Genomic DNA, 21,432 nt, shown 5'->3' with positions numbered 1-21,432 from the left:
TATTACATTATTGTCGCAAAATAAAAGCCCCTCTCGTCTAGATCCGAACGGGATCGCGAGAAGGGCTATTTCAAACCGGTCACTCTTTATTGCATATAAGAATTCGAATTTGCGCTTGCGCTTTGGAATTGCGCCACAGTATGCTGGATTTTCTGCTGGATCAGCTTAATTTGGCGGCGCTGAGCATCCATTTGCATCTGAAGCTGATTCTCCGCTTGCTGCAGTTCCTGTTCAATGCTGCGCAGCTGCTGGATCACCTGCTGCACCTGCTGAGACTTTGGATCGAGCCCCACACGCTTCAGCGCTTGCTGTGCCTGCTCCTGCTCCTGCAGCTCACGCTGCCTCACCTGTGCTTGAAACTGCTCATAGCTGAGCTGTTGGCTGTTCACTGGCGGTTGATTTTGCATATTCATTCGCTAGTCCTCCCTCGCGACACTATTCAAGTTGTCCGCAAGTAGGATGCCCAGCTGCTGGTTAAATATGTTCATTTCACTAACGTTTGCTTTTTTCGTCCGTACGGCCCATCGAGTCGGCGAGCCGACCAACTTGCTCATCCGATAATTTCCCGCTACCGTAGCGCACTTGCTGATATGCTTGTACAAGCTCTGTCGTAGCTGCTGTATCTGCATGAATCAGTTTCTGGGACTGCAATTCTGCCGCAACCTCCAGAGGAGTCAGATTCGGTCTGAAAGCATACCCTTTCTTCACGCTATTGCCGATCCAGCGCCGGTACAAGTAGCGAACTCGCGCTTCATTATCCACTAAGTCCTTCCAACGGACACGAGGCTCCTTGGACCGTCCCCTCCATAGCTCGCTCAGCTTTCGAGATTTTTGAATTCGCTCCACCTGGTCGACATACCCTTTAGATGAGCTACCTTTATCCCTGCTAAACAGATCTCTCAGCTTCTGCTGAAGGGATCGGAGCCATTCTGGCAGATGCTTCAGCTGGCGCAGCAATAGCCATAGGATGAAGCAGACTACAAGACCCACAATAATATAAAGTACAATATCCACCCAATGCGGCATTGTTCTCGTAGGCTTGCCTAGCAACTCAGTTGGGAAAGGCGACTGATCTTGACCACCTGACTGAAGCGGTGATTTAACGTCTTCTTTCGGCATTTGCCGGTACAACTCTTCAAAATAACGGTATATGGCACTAAAGATCGCCTGCATCTGGTACGAGATGACGATTAAGACCGAAATACCTGCGATGATACCGACAAAGATCCGGTTATGGCGCCTAACTGTAGGTTCGACCACCGGTTTCACTGCGCCGGATAGAGTTTCACGATTCACATTGCTTCTGTTCGTCTGGAACAAGGTCACCACGAGCGCGAACAGCCCACAGACGAGCACCAGCTTCTGGTAATGATCAAACTCCGCCTTGAAGCTGAATACGATCGAACCGAAGAAATAATACATCAGTCCGAGCACAAATTCCCGCGGCATCAAGCGATTGGACGCCGGCGAAATCACATATCTGCCGCCACGGTACGCAGCTGCGGCAAGCAGGAGAGCCGTATAGATGCCATCGAAATTCACGCCGAATAACACTATGCCGCCCGCTCCACCGATAACGGCCGCAACGAGCACACGCGGGAACGCACGAACGAACCGAATGATCGCATTCACACCATAGCCGATGACGTAGCCTACGAGTAGGAGCAGCAGCATTTCCGTAAGCGTAGGAGCAAAGCTTGGCCGATAAACATAGACAATCAGAACAAGTGGCAAATGCAAGAGAAGTTCTATTAACGCAGTCGGGAGGAGCAGTCTTGTGCCCGTAAGCCTTTTTATCATCCTGCAGCCTCCTCTTGGTCCCGAACCGGAAGCCAATCGACCGAATGTCCGTTCTCACGAAGCTTACGCATCGCACGCTCAATCTTCTCACTCATAAATGCTGAGATCACGACGACATCGTAGCGCTCTTCCCACTGTTCGGCGAGGTTATCAATCATCGTATCAAATGGCAACGCTCGTACGATGACGAGCTTCGCCAACTGATTGTACAGATGGACCAGATGCTCTGCCCCGCTCCCTCGCTCCACGGACATCACAGCCCCTGGTTGATCGAGCTCATGCCCGTTACAAGCAAAAGCCGTCTCCATCCCCTGCTCTGTCGCATATTGCAGAACAGCCGCCGCATACCGAATGCCTTCCTCTATGAGCGGCGTATTGTTCACGACCTCCCACATACCTTCATGATCCTCAACGTTCAGCAGCACAACCAGCCGGTAGTCCGCTGTATAGTCACGGCGGTGAACTTGCAGCGCTCCCGCACGCGCAGTCGCATTCCAGTTAATCGACTTGAGGGAATCGCCAGCCCGGTATTCCCGTACGCCGCTAATCGCGAATGGATCTTCGACAATCCATCGTTTCACCGTAATATCCCCCTGCCAGCTTCGCGATGGAAGCTGGATTAGCGAAGGATCGGCAGGCTGTGGATAGACGAGCAACTCCACCTCAAGCGGTACAGACTGATAAGCGCTGAACGCGCCAAACAAATCGCCAAACGTTAATGACGCACTGGAAATCCGGTAGCAGCCGCGCGTTACGGCTTGCACTGTATGTCGCCTTGTCAGCTGCTTATTGCCCATTAAACTGAACAAGCTTCGGTGATTCTGGTAGAACTGCCCTTTACTCACATCGAAATTGGAATCGCTGTCAAATTTCAAGCCGGCATGCATCTGCGATTCGACGCGAAGCCATGGCACTGGAATTATTCTGCGGTTCGCAATCCGCTCCACCATCTCAATGCGATCCCCTTCAAAGCAGGTTGCCACACTGAAGGAACGCGTATAACTAACTCCTCGCATCGCCCGATACTTGAAAATAAAACGCTGCACAATAATGACCATCAGCGTGCTTAATATATACCATTGAATTCCCATCGCTCGCTCCTCCTCCCGCCTTTTCGCTTATGAACGGGAAACGAGCGGAGCGTCTGCTGGCACCGGTACCGCCGCCAGGATCGCCTGAATGACATGCTCTGCCGCGTCTGCGCGCATACGCTGAACACTCCGCAGCGCAATACGATGCGCAAGTACGGGAACGGCCATCGCTTTCACATCATCAGGAAGCACGAATTGCCTTCCTGCAATTGCAGCCTTCGCTTGGCATGCGCGAAGCAGCGCTTGCGAGCTTCGTGGACTTGCGCCAAGCGCCGCATCCGGGTGAACGCGAGTCGCTTCAACAATCGCAAGCATATAGCTGAGCAGCTCTTCACTGACAGCCACGCTCGTATAGATCGCTTTCGCTTCCTCAAGTTCAGAGACTCCGATGATAGGCTCCAGCTGTTCGAGCGGGCTGTTCGCCATGAAACGTTTCATGATCGCGATGCCTTCCTCATTCGTCGGATAACCCATTTTTAACTTAAATAGAAAACGGTCAAGCTGCGCTTCCGGCAACGGGAACGTACCTTGCTGTTCAATCGGATTCTGCGTTGCAATGACAAGAAACGGCTTGCCGAGCTGGTGCGTCGTTCCGTCAATACTCACTTGACGCTCCTCCATACTCTCTAGCAGGCTCGATTGGGTACGAGGTGTGGCACGGTTAATCTCGTCAGCCAGCACGATGTTGGCGAAGAGAGGTCCCGGGCGGAACTCAAATTCAGAGAGCTTCTGATTGTAGAAATGAATGCCAGTCAAGTCTGACGGCAGCAAATCCGGTGTGAATTGAATCCGTTTGAACTCACCGTCTATCGACTTCGCGAGCGCCTTAGCGAGCAAGGTCTTGCCCGTACCCGGCACATCCTCCAGAAGTACATGACCTGATGTGAGTATCGCAATAATGAGCTTATCTACGATATCTTCTTTACCGACAATGACTTTACTGACATTAGAACGAATACGATCTGCTGCGTGTGCGATTTTCCCCAAACTCATACAGGCGGTTCCCCTCTCGTTTCCCATTCCGTGGAAGATTATCCATTCCAGTATACCCGCTATTGGACAGGCAGGCTAGACCTAGACTTTCGGAATGGCCCTAAGCTCGGCAAGCCCTCGCGTATAGGGACGTAGTGCGTGGGGAATGTAGATCGAGCCATCTTCCCGCTGATGGTTCTCAAGAAGCGGTATGAGGATGCGCGGCGAAGCGACCATCGTGTTGTTCAGCGTATAGGCATAGTTCAGCTTGCCATCTTCGTCACGGTACTTAATATTCGAGCGTCTCGCCTGAAAATCAAGCAGAAGCGACGCCGAATGCGTCTCGCCATAGCTGCCGCGGCTCGGCATCCATGTCTCAATATCGTACTGTTTGTAGTTCTTCTGCGACATATCGCCGCTGCAAACCGCAACGACGCGGTAAGGAAGCTCTAGCAGCTGCAGCAGCTCTTCGCTGTTTGCCGTCATCTTCTCCAGCCATGTAAGCGATTCAGCCAAATCAGCGCGGCACAGTACGACCTGCTCGACTTTCGCAAATTGATGCACCCGGTATAACCCGTGAACATCGCGCCCTCCCGATCCTACCTCGCTCCTGTAGCAAGGCGTGACCGCCGCAAGCCGCTTCGGCTCGGTCAGATCAATCACTTCATCGCTGCAATATGCAATTAGCGGCACTTCCGATGTGCCGACAAGCCACTTGTCTTCACCGTTAATGGCGTAGGTCTGGTCCCGATTTGCTGGAAAATACCCCGTTGCCACAAGTGTTTGTTCTTTCACGAGAACAGGTACGTCGAGCGTCTCGAAGCCTTTATCTATTAGCAGATCAAGCGCTAACTGCTGAACGGCGCGATGGAGCTGTAGCCCGTAATTCCGCAGTACATATTGGCGCGTACCCCCGATCTTCACGCCACGTGCCAAATCAATCATTTCATGCTGCTGCCCCAGTTCGATATGGCTTCGTGGCGTGAAATCGAACTCAGGTGCCGCGCCAACTCGCCTGATTCCCACATTATCCTCATCGCTCTTGCCAATTGGCGTATCTGGCGACATCAGGTTCGGTACAAGAAGCATCAGAGCCTCATACGCGGCGACAACCTCGCGGTACTCCTCTTCCGCTTGCTTCAATTGCTCCTGCTGGGCAGCAGCTTCCTCCCGCTCCGCCTTAGCTTCCGCTTTGCGGCCTTCACGCATCAACCCTTCAATCGCTTTCGACCGACGGTTACGCGCCGCGCGCAGCGATTCAGTTAACTGCATCAGCTCCCGCCTACGGTCATCAATGGCAAGCAGCTCACGAATATCAATCGTGATGCGCTTCTGATCTGCCGCCTCCTGGAACTCATTTGCTTGCTGGCGAATTACGTTAATGTCTAGCATGGTGAACACTCCTCGTCAAATGTTGTATAAACGAAAAAACGCGCTCCTCCAGTCCCCTGACATGGGACGAAGAACGCGTTCGCGGTGCCACCCAAATTAGCTAAACAAGTTAGCTCTCTTTAGTTCGCAGGTAACGGTGCGAGAACCGGAATGCTTGGAGTGTTCAGCCATAGCGATCAATCGCAAAAGCAGCCAAACGCTGTACGCAACGCCTCCGAGTTGGATACTCTTCATCGGCCTGTGTGCTTATTGCTCGTAAGTATAACAGATCGGCTGCCGCATGAGCAAGCAGCTTATCGCCCATTTGGGCTTGTACCATTAAAGAACGGATGAAATAAGCTCTTTATCAAGCACTTCGCGCTCAAACGCTTCTGCATATTTGGACATGCAGTTACAGTAGTAATCTCTTCTGCAAATCGGGCATGGTACAGTCAGAAGACGATTAACACCGATCAACTTCCAATCCGGGCTCTTCGAGAAAATCAGTCGGCACTGCGTGTTATCCGACATTGTAACGACAAAATGATATAATCCTGCTGCCACATTTGTATCTGCCGCTGCAAAATCTTTAATTTTCATGTTGAATTTCATATTTAATCTCCCGCTTTGTAGATTTGAAAATTCCTTGTAAGCTTATTAAATTTGCGCCTTAATGTCAATTCATTTATATAGTTTACCCGTATAGGATGGAAACAAACTCATATAAAATGAAAAGATCTCATCGCCTGCAGTTAGCTCTAATCTATGAAATGATCATTAACGAACCGAATTTCACTCTCATAATGCGCCAAGTGTCTGTCGTCTACCATTTTATGATAGGCAGCATTTCCTTCAGCGGCACCACTGTAGGCGCACCATCAAAGCCTTGTTTCCCTAATGTTGGAGAAGCTCAGCACGTATGGACTCCAGTAACCTGTAGGGTGAATGGTGTTCGCGATACGGACAATGTGATTCACATTGCCTGCCGTTAACACTTCTTCCTGAGTCATCTGGCATCGCCTCCTTCATTATTACTATCATTCGCGTAAAAAGACCTCTTATCCTAACTAAGCGGAGTAAGAGGCCTCGTTCATATTCAGTAAAGTTTATGCCCCCGTCTGCATCGCGAGCGATTGCTGCATCTCGTATTGCGTCATATAGAGCTTGTGGTACAAGCCGCTTTGTCTCATCAGTTCATCATGCGAGCCCTGCTCTTCAATCTGACCATCCTTCACGACGAGGATGACATCTGCATCCCGTATTGTCGACAGTCTGTGCGCAATAATGAACGCTGTGCGGCCTTCCAGCATCGTCTGAAGCGCTGCTTGGATATGCTGCTCCGTTTCGGTATCAACACTCGAAGTCGCTTCATCCAGAATGAGAATACGTGGATCAGACAGCAGCACTCGCCCGAACGCGAGCAGCTGGCGTTGGCCGACAGATAGCTTCGAGCCGCGCTCTTCGACCTGTGTCTGATAGCCGTCTGCGAACTGAAACGCGAACTTGTCGACACGGACGCTCTCCGCCGCATGGCGCAGCGCTTCGTCGGTCGCATCCTCGTTACCATAGCGTAGGTTCTCTTCAATCGTACCGGAGAAAATAAACGAATCTTGCAGCACGATGCCCATTTGACGCCGGAGCGATTCAAGCGTCACATCCTTCACGTCTTGACCGTCGATCAGAATGCGACCGCCTGTCGTATCGTAGAAACGCATGAGCAGGTTTACAACCGTACTCTTGCCCGCTCCTGTCGGACCCACTAACGCAACTCGCTGGCCTGGCTTAATTCGCAAATGAATGCCCTTCAGCACATCCGGCTTATCCGCTTCATAGCGGAACGAAACATTTTCGAATACAACTTCGCCTTTAATTTCCTTCATCGCCTTCGCATTAGCTCGATCCTTCACTTCGGGTTCGGAATCGAGTACTTCGAAGATTCGCTCCGCCGATGCCATCGCAGACAACACTTGGCTGTACACCTTGGAGAGCGCGCTGAGCGGTCCCCAGAACCGCCATAGATAATTGATGAACGCCATGATGAAGCCAAGCGTCAGCTCTTTATCCATAACCTGCTTCGCACCAAACCATAGCACGACGCAAGTACCGATCATACCGACCATCTCAACCGACGGCCATACCATCGACTCCAGCTTTACTGCACGCATGAAAGCAAACTTGTTACGGGCGTTAAGCTCTTCGAATCGGCGGTTGTTCTCCGACTGGCGAGAGAATGCCTGAATGACGCGAATGCCTTGAATCGTCTCATTCAAATTCCCGTTAATCGCAGACATTGTCTTGCGTGATCGCGTCCAAGAGCCTTCAATCTTCGGCTGCATCTTGCCAACGATAATGTAGAGCAGCGGTAGTGTCACAAAGGACAGCAGCGCAAGCTTCCAATCCATCCACAGCAGAATGACCACGATCCCGATAAGATGCGTGAACTCCATTACCATCGTGATCAAGCCACCGTTAATCAGCTCGCCGATCGCATTCGTGTCATTCGTGATACGGGACATGATCTTGCCCGCAGGACGTCCGTCGAAGAAACGAAATGAAAGTGTTTGAAGATGATTGAACAATTGCTGCCTAAGATCAAACAGAATGCGCTGTCCGGTGAAATTAATCATTCTTGTGTGCAAGAAGCCGAACAGCCAACCCAGTCCTTTGAACGAGAGCAGCACCAAACCGATCATATTGATGACAAAGAAATCTTGCTTCACAATGCCTTCATCGATAATATATCGAAGCAGAAGCGGCTCGGCTAAGCTTAGGCTCATGTTCAAAAGGACAATTACAAGAACGATGGATAATACTTTACGATAAGGCAGTACATAGCGGATAAGCCGCTTCATGTACGCTCTGTTAAACGGCTTCTCTTCCAAATCTTCGTCGGAATCCCATTCGACTTGACTCATGCCGTCCCCCTCCTTTATGCCATTAATCTCTATTATTTAATGCGGTTAATTGAGTAGTGGCTTGCTTGTTATCTCGCCGAAGCAGCCTCTTGCTGCTTGAACAGATTGCGGAAGAATCCATCTTCCTCGAACAGCTCGCGATGCGTGCCTTGCTGCACGATTTTGCCGCCGTCGAGCACGATAATGCGGTCAGCACGTTTCACAGAAGACAACCGCTGCGCAATGATGAAAGTTGTGCGTCCTTTCATAACTTCCAACAGCTCTTCATGAATCGCAGACTCTGTTGCTGTATCCACGCTTGCCGTCGCTTCGTCAAGTACGAGAATCGGCGGATCCATCAGAATCGCACGTGCAAGCGCGACACGCTGGCGTTGACCACCGGATAGCCCTACTCCGCGCTCGCCGATAATCGTGTCATAGCTGAATGGCATCGTTTCAATAAAGGAATGGATTTGCGCTTTGCGTGCAGCCCATTCGATCTGTTCCTGCGTCGCTTCAGGCACGCCGTATGCGATGTTCTCACGGATTGTAGCCGAGAACAGGAATGTCTCCTGCGGCACGATGCCAATCTTGCGGCGAAGCCCCTCGAGCTCATAGTCGCGAACATCAATGCCGTCGATAAGCAGCCTGCCTTGACTTACATCGTAGAAGCGAGACAACAGCGCGATTAGCGAGCTTTTGCCAGAGCCAGTAGAACCAAGCACTGCAATGACTTCGCCTTGCTTCACGCCAAGCGAGATTCCTTCCAGAATGCCCGTATCCGTCTCTGGATTCTGGTCTGCGAAGTGGAACGATACGCCATCGAAAGTAACGTTGCCGCGGATGCGGTTCGAATCTTGCGTATCCCCTGTCTCCGAGCTAATGTCGACAGGTGTATCAAGCACCTCGAACACGCGCGGAGCCGCTTTGAGCGCTTGCTGCATAATGTTGATCTGCCAGCCAAGCATGTTGAGCGGCCAGATTATGCCCCATGTATACCATTGGAACGCCATGAATGAGCCGAGCGACATCTCACCCTTCGCGACGAAGTAAGCGCTGAACCACACCATGGTGACGAATACGACACCGCCGTAGAAGTTCATCAACGGGAATGCTTTGGCTTCGAGTCTGGCACGATCCATGTTCGTCTCGAAGTTCTGATCGTTACGCGATTCGAACTTGTTCTGCTCGACTTTCTCACGAGCGAACGCTTTCACGACACGAATACCGGAGATGTTCTCCTGCAGCGTCGTCGTAAGCTTGCCCATTTGCTCCCGAATTTGGCCCCATGCCGGACCGACTTTTTTATTGAACCGGTACAATGCGAAGAGCAGCAGCGGCACGGTTGCCATACTGAGCAGCGTAACCTTCCATTGGATGAAGAGCATGAACACGATTGTTCCGACAAAAGTCGCAATGCCCATGAACATCGCCATGGCTCCGAAGCCGATAAAGTTCTTCACCGACTCGATGTCGCCCGTCATTCGTGACATGAGCTGTCCCGTCTGCGCTTTGTCATAGTACGTAAAGGACAGACGCTGCAAGTGGTTATACATCTGTCTTCGCAGCGAATAGACGACATTCTGGCCGACAAGCTCCTGCGCATAACCTTGCCAGAACATGCCGGAGCTCTTCACGATTTGCAATACGATAAGTCCGAGTGTAAACACGAGCACGATCTTCGCATTGCTCTCCCCGATGCCCTCATCGAATATCTGCTTCAGCATCCATGGCGCAATGAGGTCAAGCAGCGTACCGAGCAGCATGAGCGCAGTTGAGATAACTACCCATCTCATGCTGGGGCGCATATATTTCATAAGTCTTAATAACACTTTCATTGTCTTGCTTCCCCCTTTATGCAGACATGCATAGGCTCCGGAACGAAAATCGAACTTTCTTCGCCTTTCGCGATAGGCGAATACACATTCTGTGTAACAAAAAAGGAGACTTCGAGCCACATGGCTCAAAGTCTCCTCACACACAGAATCGGTTGCAGCGCTAGTTACAGCTGCTGCACTCTGCGTAAGAAGTCGGGCCGATGGAGCTGATCCTGCATGGATTTGCGCACTTCAAATGTCATGTTAGTCATATCCATCGCCCTCCTTTCGTTAGTTAGTTTTCCGTTAAATGGAACATCCAAATCTTATCATCCCTTTGTCGCGAAGCGCAAGAGGCTTTTTACAAATTTATTTATTCTCCACCAAACCACACTATATATCGTTTCTCGTTTCGAAATCAGCGGCAGTTATCCCCTGCTCAACTGCGAATTCGTAGTCCTCGATATCATACACCTGCACTGGCACTTCCGCTTCGAGCAGCTTATCCTGGAACTCGAACTGATCGGATAGCAGCGGGATGCTCAGCTTCTGCGATGTAAGCAGCAGCTCGGTTTCAATCGGGTCAAAATATTCCCCGTACTGCGCATTATCAACGGCATGCACAACCGTAAATTGGATGCGGTCATTCAGCAGCAGCGGCGAGCTTTGGCGCCAAGGCATCTGCAGCGCACGCTCAATCTTCTTCCGGTTGAACGGATCCTCGAAGAAAGCGATCAGCTCTTTGATCTTGCTTTTCACATGAGCATCTTCTTCCGGATCATCCATAACCGGATCTGCGCCGTCCTTCATGTCGTAAAGTTCCATTATCGTCGAATATGGCAAGACAAAATCGACAGGCCGGCTTGGCACAAGCAATTGTCCATAGGTTGCTACCATTACGGCTTCAATCACAAATCGCCGTCGCATTCCATCTCCCCCTTTATACAAGCTTAGCTCATTATACAACAAATCTACTCACGCAACACAGAGTCATATGCTTGTTTTATAGCAAGCCATGACCTGCTAGCTGTGCTAAAATAGAGCTTGATTGTTCAAAATTTCGTGAACCCCTATTGGAGCTGATTCGTCTACTATGCAAGCTGAACAGGTTATCATTATTGGCGCTGGTCCGTGCGGTCTTGCCGCTGCAATTGAGCTGCAGGCGATTGGCATAACGCCGCTCATCATCGAGAAACGCAATGTCGTCCATTCCATCTCCCAATATCCGACGTATATGCACTTCTTCAGCACGCCGGAGCTGCTCGAGATCGGGGGTATCCCATTCACAACTGCGAATGATAAGCCGTCTCGCGTAGAAGCACTGTCGTATTATCGTAATGTCTCCCTGCGGCATGGCGTTCGCATAAACGCCTACGAGACGGTGACCGCAATCCGTTCACAGGAGGATGGAAGCTTCGAACTAGACAGCCATGATCGCTCCGGCGAGCTTATTCAATATCGCGCAGCCGCTGTTATCGTCGCTACCGGCTATTTCGATCACCCCAATGAACTTGGCATCCCTGGCGAGAAGGCCGATAAAGTGACTCATTTCTTCCGCGAGGCGCATCCTTATACAGGTATGAAGGTGGCAATTATCGGTGGAAGCAACTCCGCTATTGATGCGGCGCTTGAGTTGGAACGGGCAGGAGCAAAGGTCACCGTTGTATATCGCGGAGATCAGTATTCCTCCAGCATTAAGCCGTGGGTTCGTCCGATCTTCGAAAGTCTCGTGAACAAAGGAAGAATTCAAATGAAATTCTCTTCACGCGTTGTCGAAATTCATCCACGAAATGTCGTCATTTCGAACAATGAAACAGGTGAGCGAGATGAGCTGCCGAATGACTTTGTTCTTGCACTCACCGGCTTCCACCCCGACCGCGGCTTCCTCTCTTCCTTCGGTGTCACAATCGAGGAAGAAGGCTATCCGACGTTCAACGATGAGACGATGGAGAGCAACGTCCCCGGCATCTACTTAGCTGGAGTCGTCGCATCAAGGCGAGAAGCGAACGAGATCTTCATCGAATCCGGCCGATTCCACGGGCGGAAGATCGCGGCGCATTTGCAGCAGAAGGGAATAAGTAGAAGCAGCACACCGCTACAATCTTAAACACCAAAGAGGCTTTGAATCCCGCACAGCGTTCGCTCGCTGATCGTTGGAATCAAAGCCTCTTATGTTGCTCATGCATGTTCAGTTATAGGCTCTCAATCGGTTGCGGTCCGTCTCTCTCGGCACCAGTGTACGTCATCACTGTGGAGATCTTCTGTAGCCTAATGTACTCGCTATTGGTCAGTCCCGTTCGGAAATAAGCAAACATATAAACCGCTTCAATGAATGTGAGTCCCGGATATACGGCGATGTTCTGATTCGAGTGAGGATTATCCAGCAGCACTTGCCATTCCCCATCCCGTTGGCTCTTGGGAATGGACTGGAACACATCCCGTTTCGTATGGATAATGCCTTCGAACTCGGTCCAAATATACGTCCATGATGGGCTTGTTCTGCCTGGCTCCGGTACCGCAAGCTTCGCACGCCTAATCAATTCATCCGCTAGATCGCAAGCTCCATCCTCATACTGGCGCAGGTAGTCCCGGAAATCATCGAGAAAACGGCGCAGCGCCGTGAACCCGCCGCCATGCAGCTGCTGACCGAAGGACTGAATGTCCTCATCAGTCTGCGAGCTCATTAATTGCTGAATCCCAGCATCATCCGTCATCTGCATGCTCGCGCCTCACCCTCTTGTATAAGCTCCAAATTAAGCCTTTATCAGCGTAATGCTCCCGTCATTCTGAAGCAGTAGCTTGCGCTTTGGGTCGTTGTTCAGCTTGACATTGAATATTTTCAAACGCGCTTCTTTCACCTCGAGCAGATCCCAGTTCGAATCTTGCTCATAACCTGCACTTATAAGCTCCTCTTCGAACAGCGTCTCCGCCTGCTCCATATCTTCCCACCAGAGCGCGCCGTAATATACAAACTGATACACGTTGCTCAGCATACCGCATGCGATTTCCCCTGTTACCCGATGCCTCAGCACGATTGCCATTCTCGCTCCATCCACCTTAACTTAATTGGAATAAAACAAGGCGCAGACGCCTATTCGCCGCCGCGCCCTGTTCCGCCTAACTTATTTTACGACCAGCCGATCGCTTTAATTTTACAGAAACTCGTTCTCGTGCTTCGCTTTGAGGCGCTTCCAGCGGCGCTCGACTTCGTCCTCGAACGACTTCAGCGCAGGTGCGTACTCTGGTCGGGTCATATGCTTCGTCTTGCCCATGTTCTTCAGCCAATCAGCGAGCGGAATCCGCTTACCCTTCTCTTCCGGATTGTACGTGATTGTCGTCACGCCCTCCTCTACATCATAGAGCGGGAAGAAACAAGAGTTTACAGCTTCGTCGATGAGCGTTTGACCGATCTTCTCTTCGGACAGCCAGTTGAGTGGACAAGTGATCAGAATTTTACCGTACACAAGACCGACATTCTGCGCATAATACTGCGCCTTCGCCGCCTTGCGGAGCAAATCCTGAGGCAGCGATTCCGATCCTGTGAAGACGTACGGAATGTTCGTTGCCGCCATAATTTGCGCCGTGTCCTTGTGGTGGAACAGCTTCCCGCCTTGGTGCTTGCCAACGTTCGATGTCGACGTGCGGTGGCCGAGCGGCGTCGAGTAGGACAGCTGCGCGCCTGTATTCATATAGCCCTCGTTATCGTACTCGAGGATAATCATCTTATGGTTGCGGAGTGCGCTGCCGATTGCAGGGCCCATACCGATATCCATACCGCCGTCGCCTGTAATCATGACGAACGTGAAGTCATCCTTCAAGCCGTATTGATCCATCTCACCGCGGCGCTTGCGCTCCCAGAACATTTCCACAACACCCGACAGCGTTGCCGCGCCGTTCTGGAACAAGTTATGGATATACGTCGCTTTGTGAGAGGAATACGGAAAGCCTGTCGTTACAACCATCGCGCAGCCGGTTTGATAGAGCGCGACAATGTCGCCTTCGATGCCTTTGAAGAACAGCTCAAGTCCGGAGAAGATACCGCAGCCCGGACATGCGCCATGGCCAGGAGCTAGCCGCTTCGGCTTCTTCATCAGCTGGCGAATCGGAGGCACTTTCACCTTCAGCTTACCAGTCGTTTCATCACGGTCTACGGTGATAAGACCCGTCTTCAAGTCTTCGTACACGAGCGGCTCAAGCACGCGCTTCGGCGCTTTGTCCGGATCTCCCGGCGTGTGGCCCCAATAATCGAACGGAACTGCCACTTTACCTGTTGACGCCGCTTCAATCGCCAGCTCGAACAGATGATGACCGTCCTCCGCATAGAAGTCTTTGCCGCCGAGGCCGAATATCCGGCTAATGACAAGCGTGTCCTTCACGCCTTGCGTAAACAAGGCAGCCTTGATTTCATTCGTCATATTGCCGCCGTGAGCGCCATATGAGTCGGCTCGGTCGCCGATGGTGACTGCTTTGACGCCGCGAAGCGCTTCAGCAATCTGCTCAGCCGGGAACGGACGGATCATGTTCGGTGCAATTGAGCCTGCTTTAATGCCGCGGGCACGCAGCTGATCGACAACGTCTTTAATAATTTCCGATGCGGAATTCATCAGGAATACCGCCACCTCAGCGTCTTCCATCCGGTACTGATCGAGAATTGGATAATCGCGCCCTGTTATCACCGCATATTCTTCGCGGATACGATCGAACACTTTGCCAGCTCTGTACATCGCTTCAGACTGCTGGAAGCAGTTGTTGATATAGTCTGGCTCGTTCATGTAAGGGCCGACTGTGACCGGATTATTGCGGTCGAGCACATGCTTGAACCCTTCCGGCGAATGCTCGCCGACAAACGCATGAACGTCCGCGCGATGTGCGAATGTCTGCACGCGGCGCTTCTGATGGGACGTGAAATAGCCGTCGGATGCAACGAGAACCGGGAGTCTAACTTCCGGATCTTCCGCCAGCTTAATCGCCATAATATTCATGTCATAAACCGCCTGCGGGTCGCGGCACATAAGAATCGGCCAGCCCGTGTTCAGTGCGTAGTAGAGGTCGGAATGGTCGCCATGAATATCAAGCGGACCGGATACCGAACGGCACACCAAGTTCATAACCATCGGGAACCGTGTACCCGACTGCACAGGCATCTGCTCTAGCATATAAAGATAACCGTTCGAGCTTGTCGCGTTAAACACGCGTCCGCCAGCGGCAGATGCACCGTAGCAAATACCTGCGGAGCCATGCTCTCCATCCGCCGGAATCAGCTTAATGTCATGCTGACCGTTCGCTTTCATCAAATCTAGAAACTGAGCGACCTCCGTTGAAGGCGAGATCGGGAAATACCCCATCACATGATAATTAATTTGATGCGCGGCATACGCTGCCATTTCGTTGCCTGACTCGTACACCATTCGCTGCTCGACAGTACCTTGACTCACTTCTTTGTTAATCTCGATGGCCATTGCTAATCCGCTCCTCTCTTGACTTTTACGTAAGAGTTACAACGACATTAATTCGCATTTGCCCAAACAAATCTGTGCGGTACACGGTGCTCTTCACCATAGCCGTCCGTCTCACGCTGCGATGAGAGCGCTTCTGTCGGACAAGCGACAACGCATTTCAAGCAGCCTTTGCAATATTGGTAATCGATTCCCTGCAGGAACATCTGTGGACGTCCCTTCTTGTCCGGCTGCTCATCCCATACGAAGCAGAAGTCCGGGCATGCGGTATCGCATGCGGCGCAGTGAATACATTTCTCATCGTCAAAATGCGGCATCATCCCTTGTCTCGAGATGCTAAGGTCCTTCAGCACGCTGTTGCCGGGATTGATAATCATCCCGCCGATTGGCTGAGTCTCGTAACCGAGCGTCGGAGTATCCCACCGCTTCGGCTCAGGCATCTGTTCGCCTTCCGGCAGCGCGAACGTCTGGAATTTCACCTCGTCGTAGCCCCGCTGGAACGTACGCAGCGCAGGATCAACCGCTTGCGGATACTTCTTCTCAAGCGATTTGCGGATAATGCCTTTCATATGCTCAAAATCCAAGAAGTCGCAGAGTCGGAACAAGCCGCCTAGCATCGCCATGTTAACCCGATTGTTTTCCTCGAGGGAGATCCCTGTTGCATCAACAACGGCGAGTGTACCAGCGGACAAATTCATCTTCTCTTTCAGCTGTTCAGGCAATTTCGTAGAGTTAACCAGTACGACGCTATCCTCGTAGATTCCACTGATGACATTGACTGTTTTGGATAGGTTCTCGTGAAACACACCGACAATATGAGGCCGCTCGACCGGTGTTGTATCGCGGATATTCGTCTCCATATCACAGAACCGAATATGCGCTTTAACCGGCGAGCCTTTCTTCTCCGATCCATACGAGGAAAAGCTCACACCATTGAATCCGCTTCCAACAACGCCTGCTTCAGCCAACATTTTGCCAGCCAAGTTCGCGCCCAATCCGCCGATCGATTCCAGTCTAATTTCGAAGAATCCCAGGTCATTCTGCTTTGGAAGTACCGACACTCGATCCACTCCCCTCTTGAATTGACTGCTGAATTGACTGAATAATTTATAAATTCACAACTATCAGTATACCATTAGTTGTAAAAGCCGAATAGCGTTTCTTTCCAAAACAGCCCCTTAATACGACTATTACAGCTAAATCAGGCTCTTGCCTGTGTTAGTACAGCTTGTCCAGTTTACATAAACAAGGATGGCACAGGACACCTGCCTACCAGCAGCGGACAACCGAGCAACAGCTCTTTCGGCTATCCCTTTCTCCGCTGATAATGACGCAGTTCCCGCCATCCAATACGAATAATATTCTCGGCACGCATCGCTTCCAGCACATCGGAATCCCGAAAAATCTCCATCTCCATGCCGCGCCTAAGCGGATCCGAATGGAAAGCTGTCAGCTCATCCGTAACGAGTGCCGGGTGAATAAACAGCTCGGTCACGCCAGGTTTCAAACGCTGAATGAGGGAGATCATCTGCGCTTTAAACTGTGCGTATGTCTCATGCGGACTAGGCGAGTGAAACGGCAGTGCAACCAAATAATCGAGAACAACAACACCACTTGCGTCTGCTTCTTGCGCAAACTTCATCGCTTGTGCAGCAAGCTCAGGTGGAGCTGGATCACCTGACTCGAGCAGTAGGAACCGCGGCAGCCGGAAGGGTAGACCAAAGCCTGCACATACGTCAAATACATCTTTCAAGAAATCTCGGCCTGTCTGCAAACCATACAAACTGCCCATATGATTGTCCGCGTGGCTGACATTGACGCCTAACTGCAGAGCCATTTCGATCTGCGCAATGAGTTCCAGTTTCACCTGCTGCCCATCTGCCCGGCGCTCGAACGTCTTGACATCTCTGTGAAAATATCCCTCGCTCGTTACAAGCGATTGCGTTGATCCACCTCTATATACGGGTCCCCATTTCATGAGGTCCCATTCACTTGTCGTAGTCAAATGAACCCCGACATCCATCTGCGAATGCCTTGCGCACCATAGCGCCGCTTCCCTCGCCCAGCCGCAGGGCATCATCAGCGACGCAGAGGAGACGACCCTGTTGTCGAGCAGCATTTGGATCCCTTTATTCGATGAGTGGCATAAGCCGAAATCATCCGCATTAATGATAAGCACTCTCTCATTCGGGCCATATCCAAGCTGCTCTGCTGTACTTTTCATAAGGATGCCCTCCTGCTACCCGTATGGTAAGCCTGCAATCTTATCTATATGACAAAAACCCAATCGTTCATGCTTCTTCGCGAAGGATGAAATGATTGGGTTTGTCTTCTCATTCATGATAGTAAGAGATATTGTCGTAAGATTGCTTGAAGCGAATCCTCGTGCAAATCGACCCACTTGCAGATGAAATGGACGCTGTTGATCTGATGGTGCCAAACGACCGCTTCATCGAGACCTGCGAGCAGCCGACCAGCAAAATGAAAAAAGATATCGAGCATCCTAAGCTTAACGAGCGACGGCAGCAATAGTAATTCCGCTTCCGTGAGCCGTGTTGCTCCGCCGTAGCCTTGGGCGAACAGCGCGATTCGGTTTAATGATTCATCGGTCTGCTCATTCGGCAGCCCAGAGAGTACAATAGCCAGCTCCATTGCCCGCACATCAATTGAACAGAATTCAAAATCTAGGATGCCAACGATCCGCTCTCCATCCGCAAGCGCATTCGTGTACCCGATATCGCCATGAATCCATTGATGAGGCAGCTCTGTGAGTTGATTCCTTAATGTCATTAACTGATCGAGCTGCTCCATAATAAATTCGAGCTTATCGACTTGTTCCTCTGGTGTTTCAGCGCTATCGCATAGCTCCGCAAGCTTTGCTTTGGTTAAATAGGCATACGTTTCGCGCAACTCATAATATGGTAGGTATTGCGGCTTCAGCTCGCTAGGCACACTCGCTTCCAACCTCGCAAATGCGCGGGATAGCTCACCTGCCGAATTGCCTAGCCCTAGAAGATGTGCCGGCAACTCCGGTGTTGGCCGACTACCACTAATATAGCAGAACAAGGCGGCTAGCTTGCCCCCAGGACCGACCGTAATCGTTGTACCGTGTATATTCTGCACAGGCTTCGGCACATTGAAAGGCAGCTCCGAATGCTGAAGCTGTTCGAGGAAGTGATGCTCGAGAGCAACGATGGCCTGATCTTGATGATTATTATAGACACGCAGCACGTATTTATCGTTGCCGGAATATATCATTCGCGTCGTATTGTTCATGCCGCTTTCTTCTTTCTCCGCACGCCATCCCGCTTCGAGCGGATAGGCATCCAAATAAACGGCGAATTCATCTTTCATCTGCTGTTCAGCCATTGGTGCGAAGCGCCTCCCCCCTCTTGCTCAGCGATTGCTGCCAGCTTACTGCAAGCTCTTGAACTGCAAGCAAGCTGCGGATTCCTGCGAGATCATTCTTATCCATATGCATGACACGGTTTGCTTCTGTAACGGTTATACCAGCCGGATGGCGCTCCTGCAGAATCAGCTTGTCTCCTGCTTGAACGATTCCCTCCTTCAATACGCGCAAATAAAACCCTGTATACCCTGTCTCTTGCACCTCCTGCGCAAGCTGCGGCAGTCCGTGCTTCATGCCGAGCTTATAGCACGGCTGTCTCGGCTGACTTACCTGGACAATTGCCTCTCCAACGCTTAGAATATCGCCGATGCAGAGATCGCCTTCCGTAAGCTGCGTTACGGTGAAGTTCTCGCCAAACGCTCCTGCTTCTACAGCACGCTGCCATCTGCCTGACCAGAATGGGAAATGATCTGCAGAATATACGCATACCGCCTTATCTTCTCCTCCGTGGTAAACAAGGTCGCCTTGGGCGTCGCCTTCAAGCCCTAACCGCGACAATGAGATGGGAAATTTCCCGACTGCTGATTTGTTGATGCCTGTAATTATTTCCTTGGAGCCATGCAGCATCTTCTGCAAATTTCCCACATTTATTGACAATACCGTTCCAAGTTCCACATATCTTTCCTCCGATTCACTACAGCCTTAGGCGAATTATACGCCGTAAATGAAAGGAATGGCAACGTTTAATGCCATTAACCTCAAATGCCTATTTTCGACACCTACGTCGATTGAATGATTGTCGAAACCAATCTCTTCCTGTTGCTTTGTGCGCTTACCCGGGAAATGATCATAAGGAAATGAGGAAATATTACCGAATTATTTCTGATCTATTTCTCAAGAGATATTTTCAATGTTGCGGGAATTTTCTTTCAATTCTGATACATTCGTCGATGGAGGTTCGCGTAAATCTGGAGGAGCCTACGATCTTCACCGGCTGCTTCTTCATCATGGCATGGTGCTTCAGCTCAATACACCCGCAGCCGGCTAACAGCGCCGCACAGAACCATAACAATACACCTGCGCTCAACTCAAACAAAGCAATCCCGCTGCTCGCTGCCAGCCAACAGAAGGCGGTAACATCAATGACCCCGCTATATCTCCCTAGGTGCCATGGCCCTCTATGACGTTTCGCCTGCCCGCCCGTTCTGATCGTACGCAAGTTTTCTCTCAATCTTGCAGCTATGGGCAATGCGTATGCAGCATGGATCAGTGTGATTGTCAAAGCTATCAGTTGGACGAGAGCAGCTTGTGAAGTCATACCTAGAGAAGCGGCCTTCAACCCAAGCATCGCCAAGCATGCAGCGCTAGATACAACTATGACGGCGTACACAGGGGTCCGATATTGGACAGAGACAATCCCCAGCCACTTGGCACAAGGTGTTGAATCATCGCGCGCAAGCGCAAATAGATTACGCGAGGCAGATGCCATAATGGCTGTTCCATTTATCCAACACGCAGCGACAATCGCCATCAAGAAGACTGATTCTAGAATTGAGCCCCATTTGGACCACATGCTAACGAACCAATTCGTCATCTCTAAATAGGAGTTGTAACCTCCTGAACCACCGAGCGGATAATGCAACAGAAGGAATGTGAATAGTACGAAGCCTAGAACACCTGTCACAACCGTCGAGAAGAAAATAGCCCATGGTGCGTTAATGCGCGGATCATTCGTCTCTTCAGTGAGTTGAGCTGGACTCTCGCAGCCAATAAAGAGCCGCTGAAGCAATAGCATGCCGAGTATTAGCGAATGGGTTCCCGAGTCTGAGGCCGTAAGCGATGGCGCCTTACTAAATAGATTTCGATCTCCTGCAAGCAGCTGAACCGGATAGATACCAGGCCATACAAGATAAGCAAGATACGATATGATAGCCGCGACGAGCAGTAATTGGAGTATTGCACTGCCGCCTAGGAGCCGCCCAATCGCGTGAGCCCCTTTCGCGTTTACGACTGCCTGCGTGAAGCAGATAACGAGCAGCAGCATATAGAACAATTCTTTGCCGCCTGCGTAATGAAGGTATTCTACCATAAGGGCGTAGATCCAGTCTGCTAACAAAAGATTCGTAGTAACAAGCATGAGTAGAGAGCCCAATAGATGCAGCCAGCCGGACCAGAGCCCGAATCTCCGCCCCCCTGCTGCTAGCGCCCAATGATAGCTCCCACCTGCAGTTGGCGTCGCAGATGCAAAGGATGCGAGCGAACAAGCCGTTACAAGTCCGAACAACGCGAGAATAGGCCAGCCGAAGCCGACCGTTATCGGCCCTCCTGCCGCAATAGCAGGACCAAGCAGCATCACAGCACCGCCGATTAATGCCATCGTTGAGAAAGCCATGCCAAAGGAAGAGAACCCACCTATATGCCTGGTGAGCTGCTGCGGATATCCAATCCCATTCAAGTCATGCTTATCTTGCATGTAGCGCACATATGCAGAATGATTATGTAGCGATTGATGCAGCGACCGCTTTAACTGCTGCTCAGCCGATCTTGCTAGGAAGAGGGCGAATACACATAGAGCGATAAAGCATACGAACCCCACACCAAGCCATATCATTAGCGCCACCCCCTAATTGACTCTATGAGCGGCCTCCAAATGTCAGCACTTGCCTAAAAGATTAAAAAACC

At 51.0% G+C, this 21,432-nt stretch carries 19 protein-coding genes; 1 reads left to right on the top strand and 18 read right to left on the bottom strand.

The features are described from left to right. Positions 1-86: 86 nt before the first annotated feature. The 10 genes from BMY11_RS04845 to BMY11_RS04805 form a co-directional block, all read right to left on the bottom strand. Positions 87-413, bottom strand: coding sequence for a hypothetical protein (locus BMY11_RS04845; protein WP_090573302.1), 327 nt, complete (start codon positions 411-413; stop codon positions 87-89). A 79-nt stretch (positions 414-492) separates the two neighbouring features. After that, positions 493-1,800: a DUF4129 domain-containing protein gene (locus BMY11_RS04840; RefSeq protein WP_090573301.1), complete on the bottom strand. Its 1,308-nt coding sequence runs from the start codon at positions 1,798-1,800 to the stop codon at positions 493-495. After that, a complete protein-coding gene (locus BMY11_RS04835; protein ID WP_090573300.1) occupies positions 1,797-2,891 on the bottom strand; it encodes a DUF58 domain-containing protein in 1,095 nt (364 codons plus the stop codon). Before BMY11_RS04835 ends, BMY11_RS04840 begins: the two co-directional genes overlap by 4 nt. Before the next feature lie 27 nt (positions 2,892-2,918). Further along, entirely contained in the window at positions 2,919-3,884 is a 966-nt protein-coding gene (locus tag BMY11_RS04830; protein ID WP_090573299.1) for an AAA family ATPase, read from the bottom strand. Positions 3,885-3,965: 81 nt separating this feature from the next. After that, positions 3,966-5,255, bottom strand: coding sequence for a serine--tRNA ligase (gene serS, locus BMY11_RS04825; protein ID WP_090573298.1), 1,290 nt, complete (start codon positions 5,253-5,255; stop codon positions 3,966-3,968). A 318-nt stretch (positions 5,256-5,573) separates the two neighbouring features. Then, entirely contained in the window at positions 5,574-5,846 is a 273-nt protein-coding gene (locus tag BMY11_RS04820) for a hypothetical protein (RefSeq protein ID WP_090573297.1), read from the bottom strand. A gap of 266 nt (positions 5,847-6,112) precedes the next feature. Then, positions 6,113-6,244, bottom strand: coding sequence for a hypothetical protein (locus tag BMY11_RS29175; protein WP_256217298.1), 132 nt, complete (start codon positions 6,242-6,244; stop codon positions 6,113-6,115). Positions 6,245-6,340: 96 nt separating this feature from the next. After that, the gene (locus BMY11_RS04815) at positions 6,341-8,149 is read right to left on the bottom strand and encodes an ABC transporter ATP-binding protein (protein ID WP_090573296.1); all 1,809 of its coding nucleotides are present in this window, start codon (positions 8,147-8,149) and stop codon (positions 6,341-6,343) included. Positions 8,150-8,217: 68 nt separating this feature from the next. Further along, positions 8,218-9,966, bottom strand: coding sequence for an ABC transporter ATP-binding protein (locus tag BMY11_RS04810; RefSeq protein WP_090573295.1), 1,749 nt, complete (start codon positions 9,964-9,966; stop codon positions 8,218-8,220). Between the two features lie 372 nt (positions 9,967-10,338). Further along, positions 10,339-10,872, bottom strand: coding sequence for an ADP-heptose synthase (locus BMY11_RS04805; protein WP_090573294.1), 534 nt, complete (start codon positions 10,870-10,872; stop codon positions 10,339-10,341). Positions 10,873-11,038: 166 nt separating this feature from the next. Between BMY11_RS04805 and BMY11_RS04800 the strand changes: the two genes are divergently transcribed. After that, positions 11,039-12,052: a YpdA family putative bacillithiol disulfide reductase gene (locus tag BMY11_RS04800; protein ID WP_090573293.1), complete on the top strand. Its 1,014-nt coding sequence runs from the start codon at positions 11,039-11,041 to the stop codon at positions 12,050-12,052. An 85-nt stretch (positions 12,053-12,137) separates the two neighbouring features. On the opposite strand, the gene BMY11_RS04795 is transcribed toward BMY11_RS04800, so the two are convergent. From BMY11_RS04795 to BMY11_RS04760, 8 genes are all read right to left on the bottom strand, one after another. Further along, complete coding sequence (locus BMY11_RS04795) at positions 12,138-12,665, bottom strand: hypothetical protein (RefSeq protein WP_090573292.1); 528 nt, start codon at positions 12,663-12,665, stop codon at positions 12,138-12,140. A 33-nt stretch (positions 12,666-12,698) separates the two neighbouring features. Further along, a complete protein-coding gene (locus tag BMY11_RS04790; protein ID WP_090573291.1) occupies positions 12,699-12,986 on the bottom strand; it encodes a hypothetical protein in 288 nt (95 codons plus the stop codon). 111 nt (positions 12,987-13,097) lie between these two features. Beyond that, positions 13,098-15,404, bottom strand: a complete 2,307-nt coding sequence (locus BMY11_RS04785; protein WP_090573290.1) for a thiamine pyrophosphate-dependent enzyme — start codon at positions 15,402-15,404, stop codon at positions 13,098-13,100. Between the two features lie 47 nt (positions 15,405-15,451). Beyond that, the gene (locus BMY11_RS04780) at positions 15,452-16,462 is read right to left on the bottom strand and encodes a 2-oxoacid:acceptor oxidoreductase family protein (RefSeq protein ID WP_090573289.1); all 1,011 of its coding nucleotides are present in this window, start codon (positions 16,460-16,462) and stop codon (positions 15,452-15,454) included. Between the two features lie 245 nt (positions 16,463-16,707). Then, on the bottom strand, positions 16,708-17,625 hold the full coding sequence (locus BMY11_RS04775) for a polysaccharide deacetylase family protein (protein ID WP_090573288.1): 918 nt from the start codon (positions 17,623-17,625) through the stop codon (positions 16,708-16,710). Between the two features lie 113 nt (positions 17,626-17,738). After that, positions 17,739-18,770, bottom strand: coding sequence for a phosphotransferase (locus tag BMY11_RS04770; RefSeq protein ID WP_090573287.1), 1,032 nt, complete (start codon positions 18,768-18,770; stop codon positions 17,739-17,741). Next, positions 18,763-19,425, bottom strand: coding sequence for an MOSC domain-containing protein (locus tag BMY11_RS04765; RefSeq protein WP_256217297.1), 663 nt, complete (start codon positions 19,423-19,425; stop codon positions 18,763-18,765). The genes BMY11_RS04770 and BMY11_RS04765 overlap by 8 nt, the downstream gene beginning before the upstream one ends. 232 nt (positions 19,426-19,657) lie before the next feature. Continuing rightward, positions 19,658-21,361, bottom strand: a complete 1,704-nt coding sequence (locus BMY11_RS04760; RefSeq protein ID WP_090573286.1) for an APC family permease — start codon at positions 21,359-21,361, stop codon at positions 19,658-19,660. Between the last annotated feature and the right edge of the window lie 71 nt (positions 21,362-21,432).

The sequence above is a fragment of the Paenibacillus sp. OV219 genome, assembly GCF_900110075.1.
GTDB lineage: Bacteria > Bacillota > Bacilli > Paenibacillales > Paenibacillaceae > Paenibacillus_Z.
This window is presented reverse-complemented; position numbering and strand designations above follow the sequence as displayed.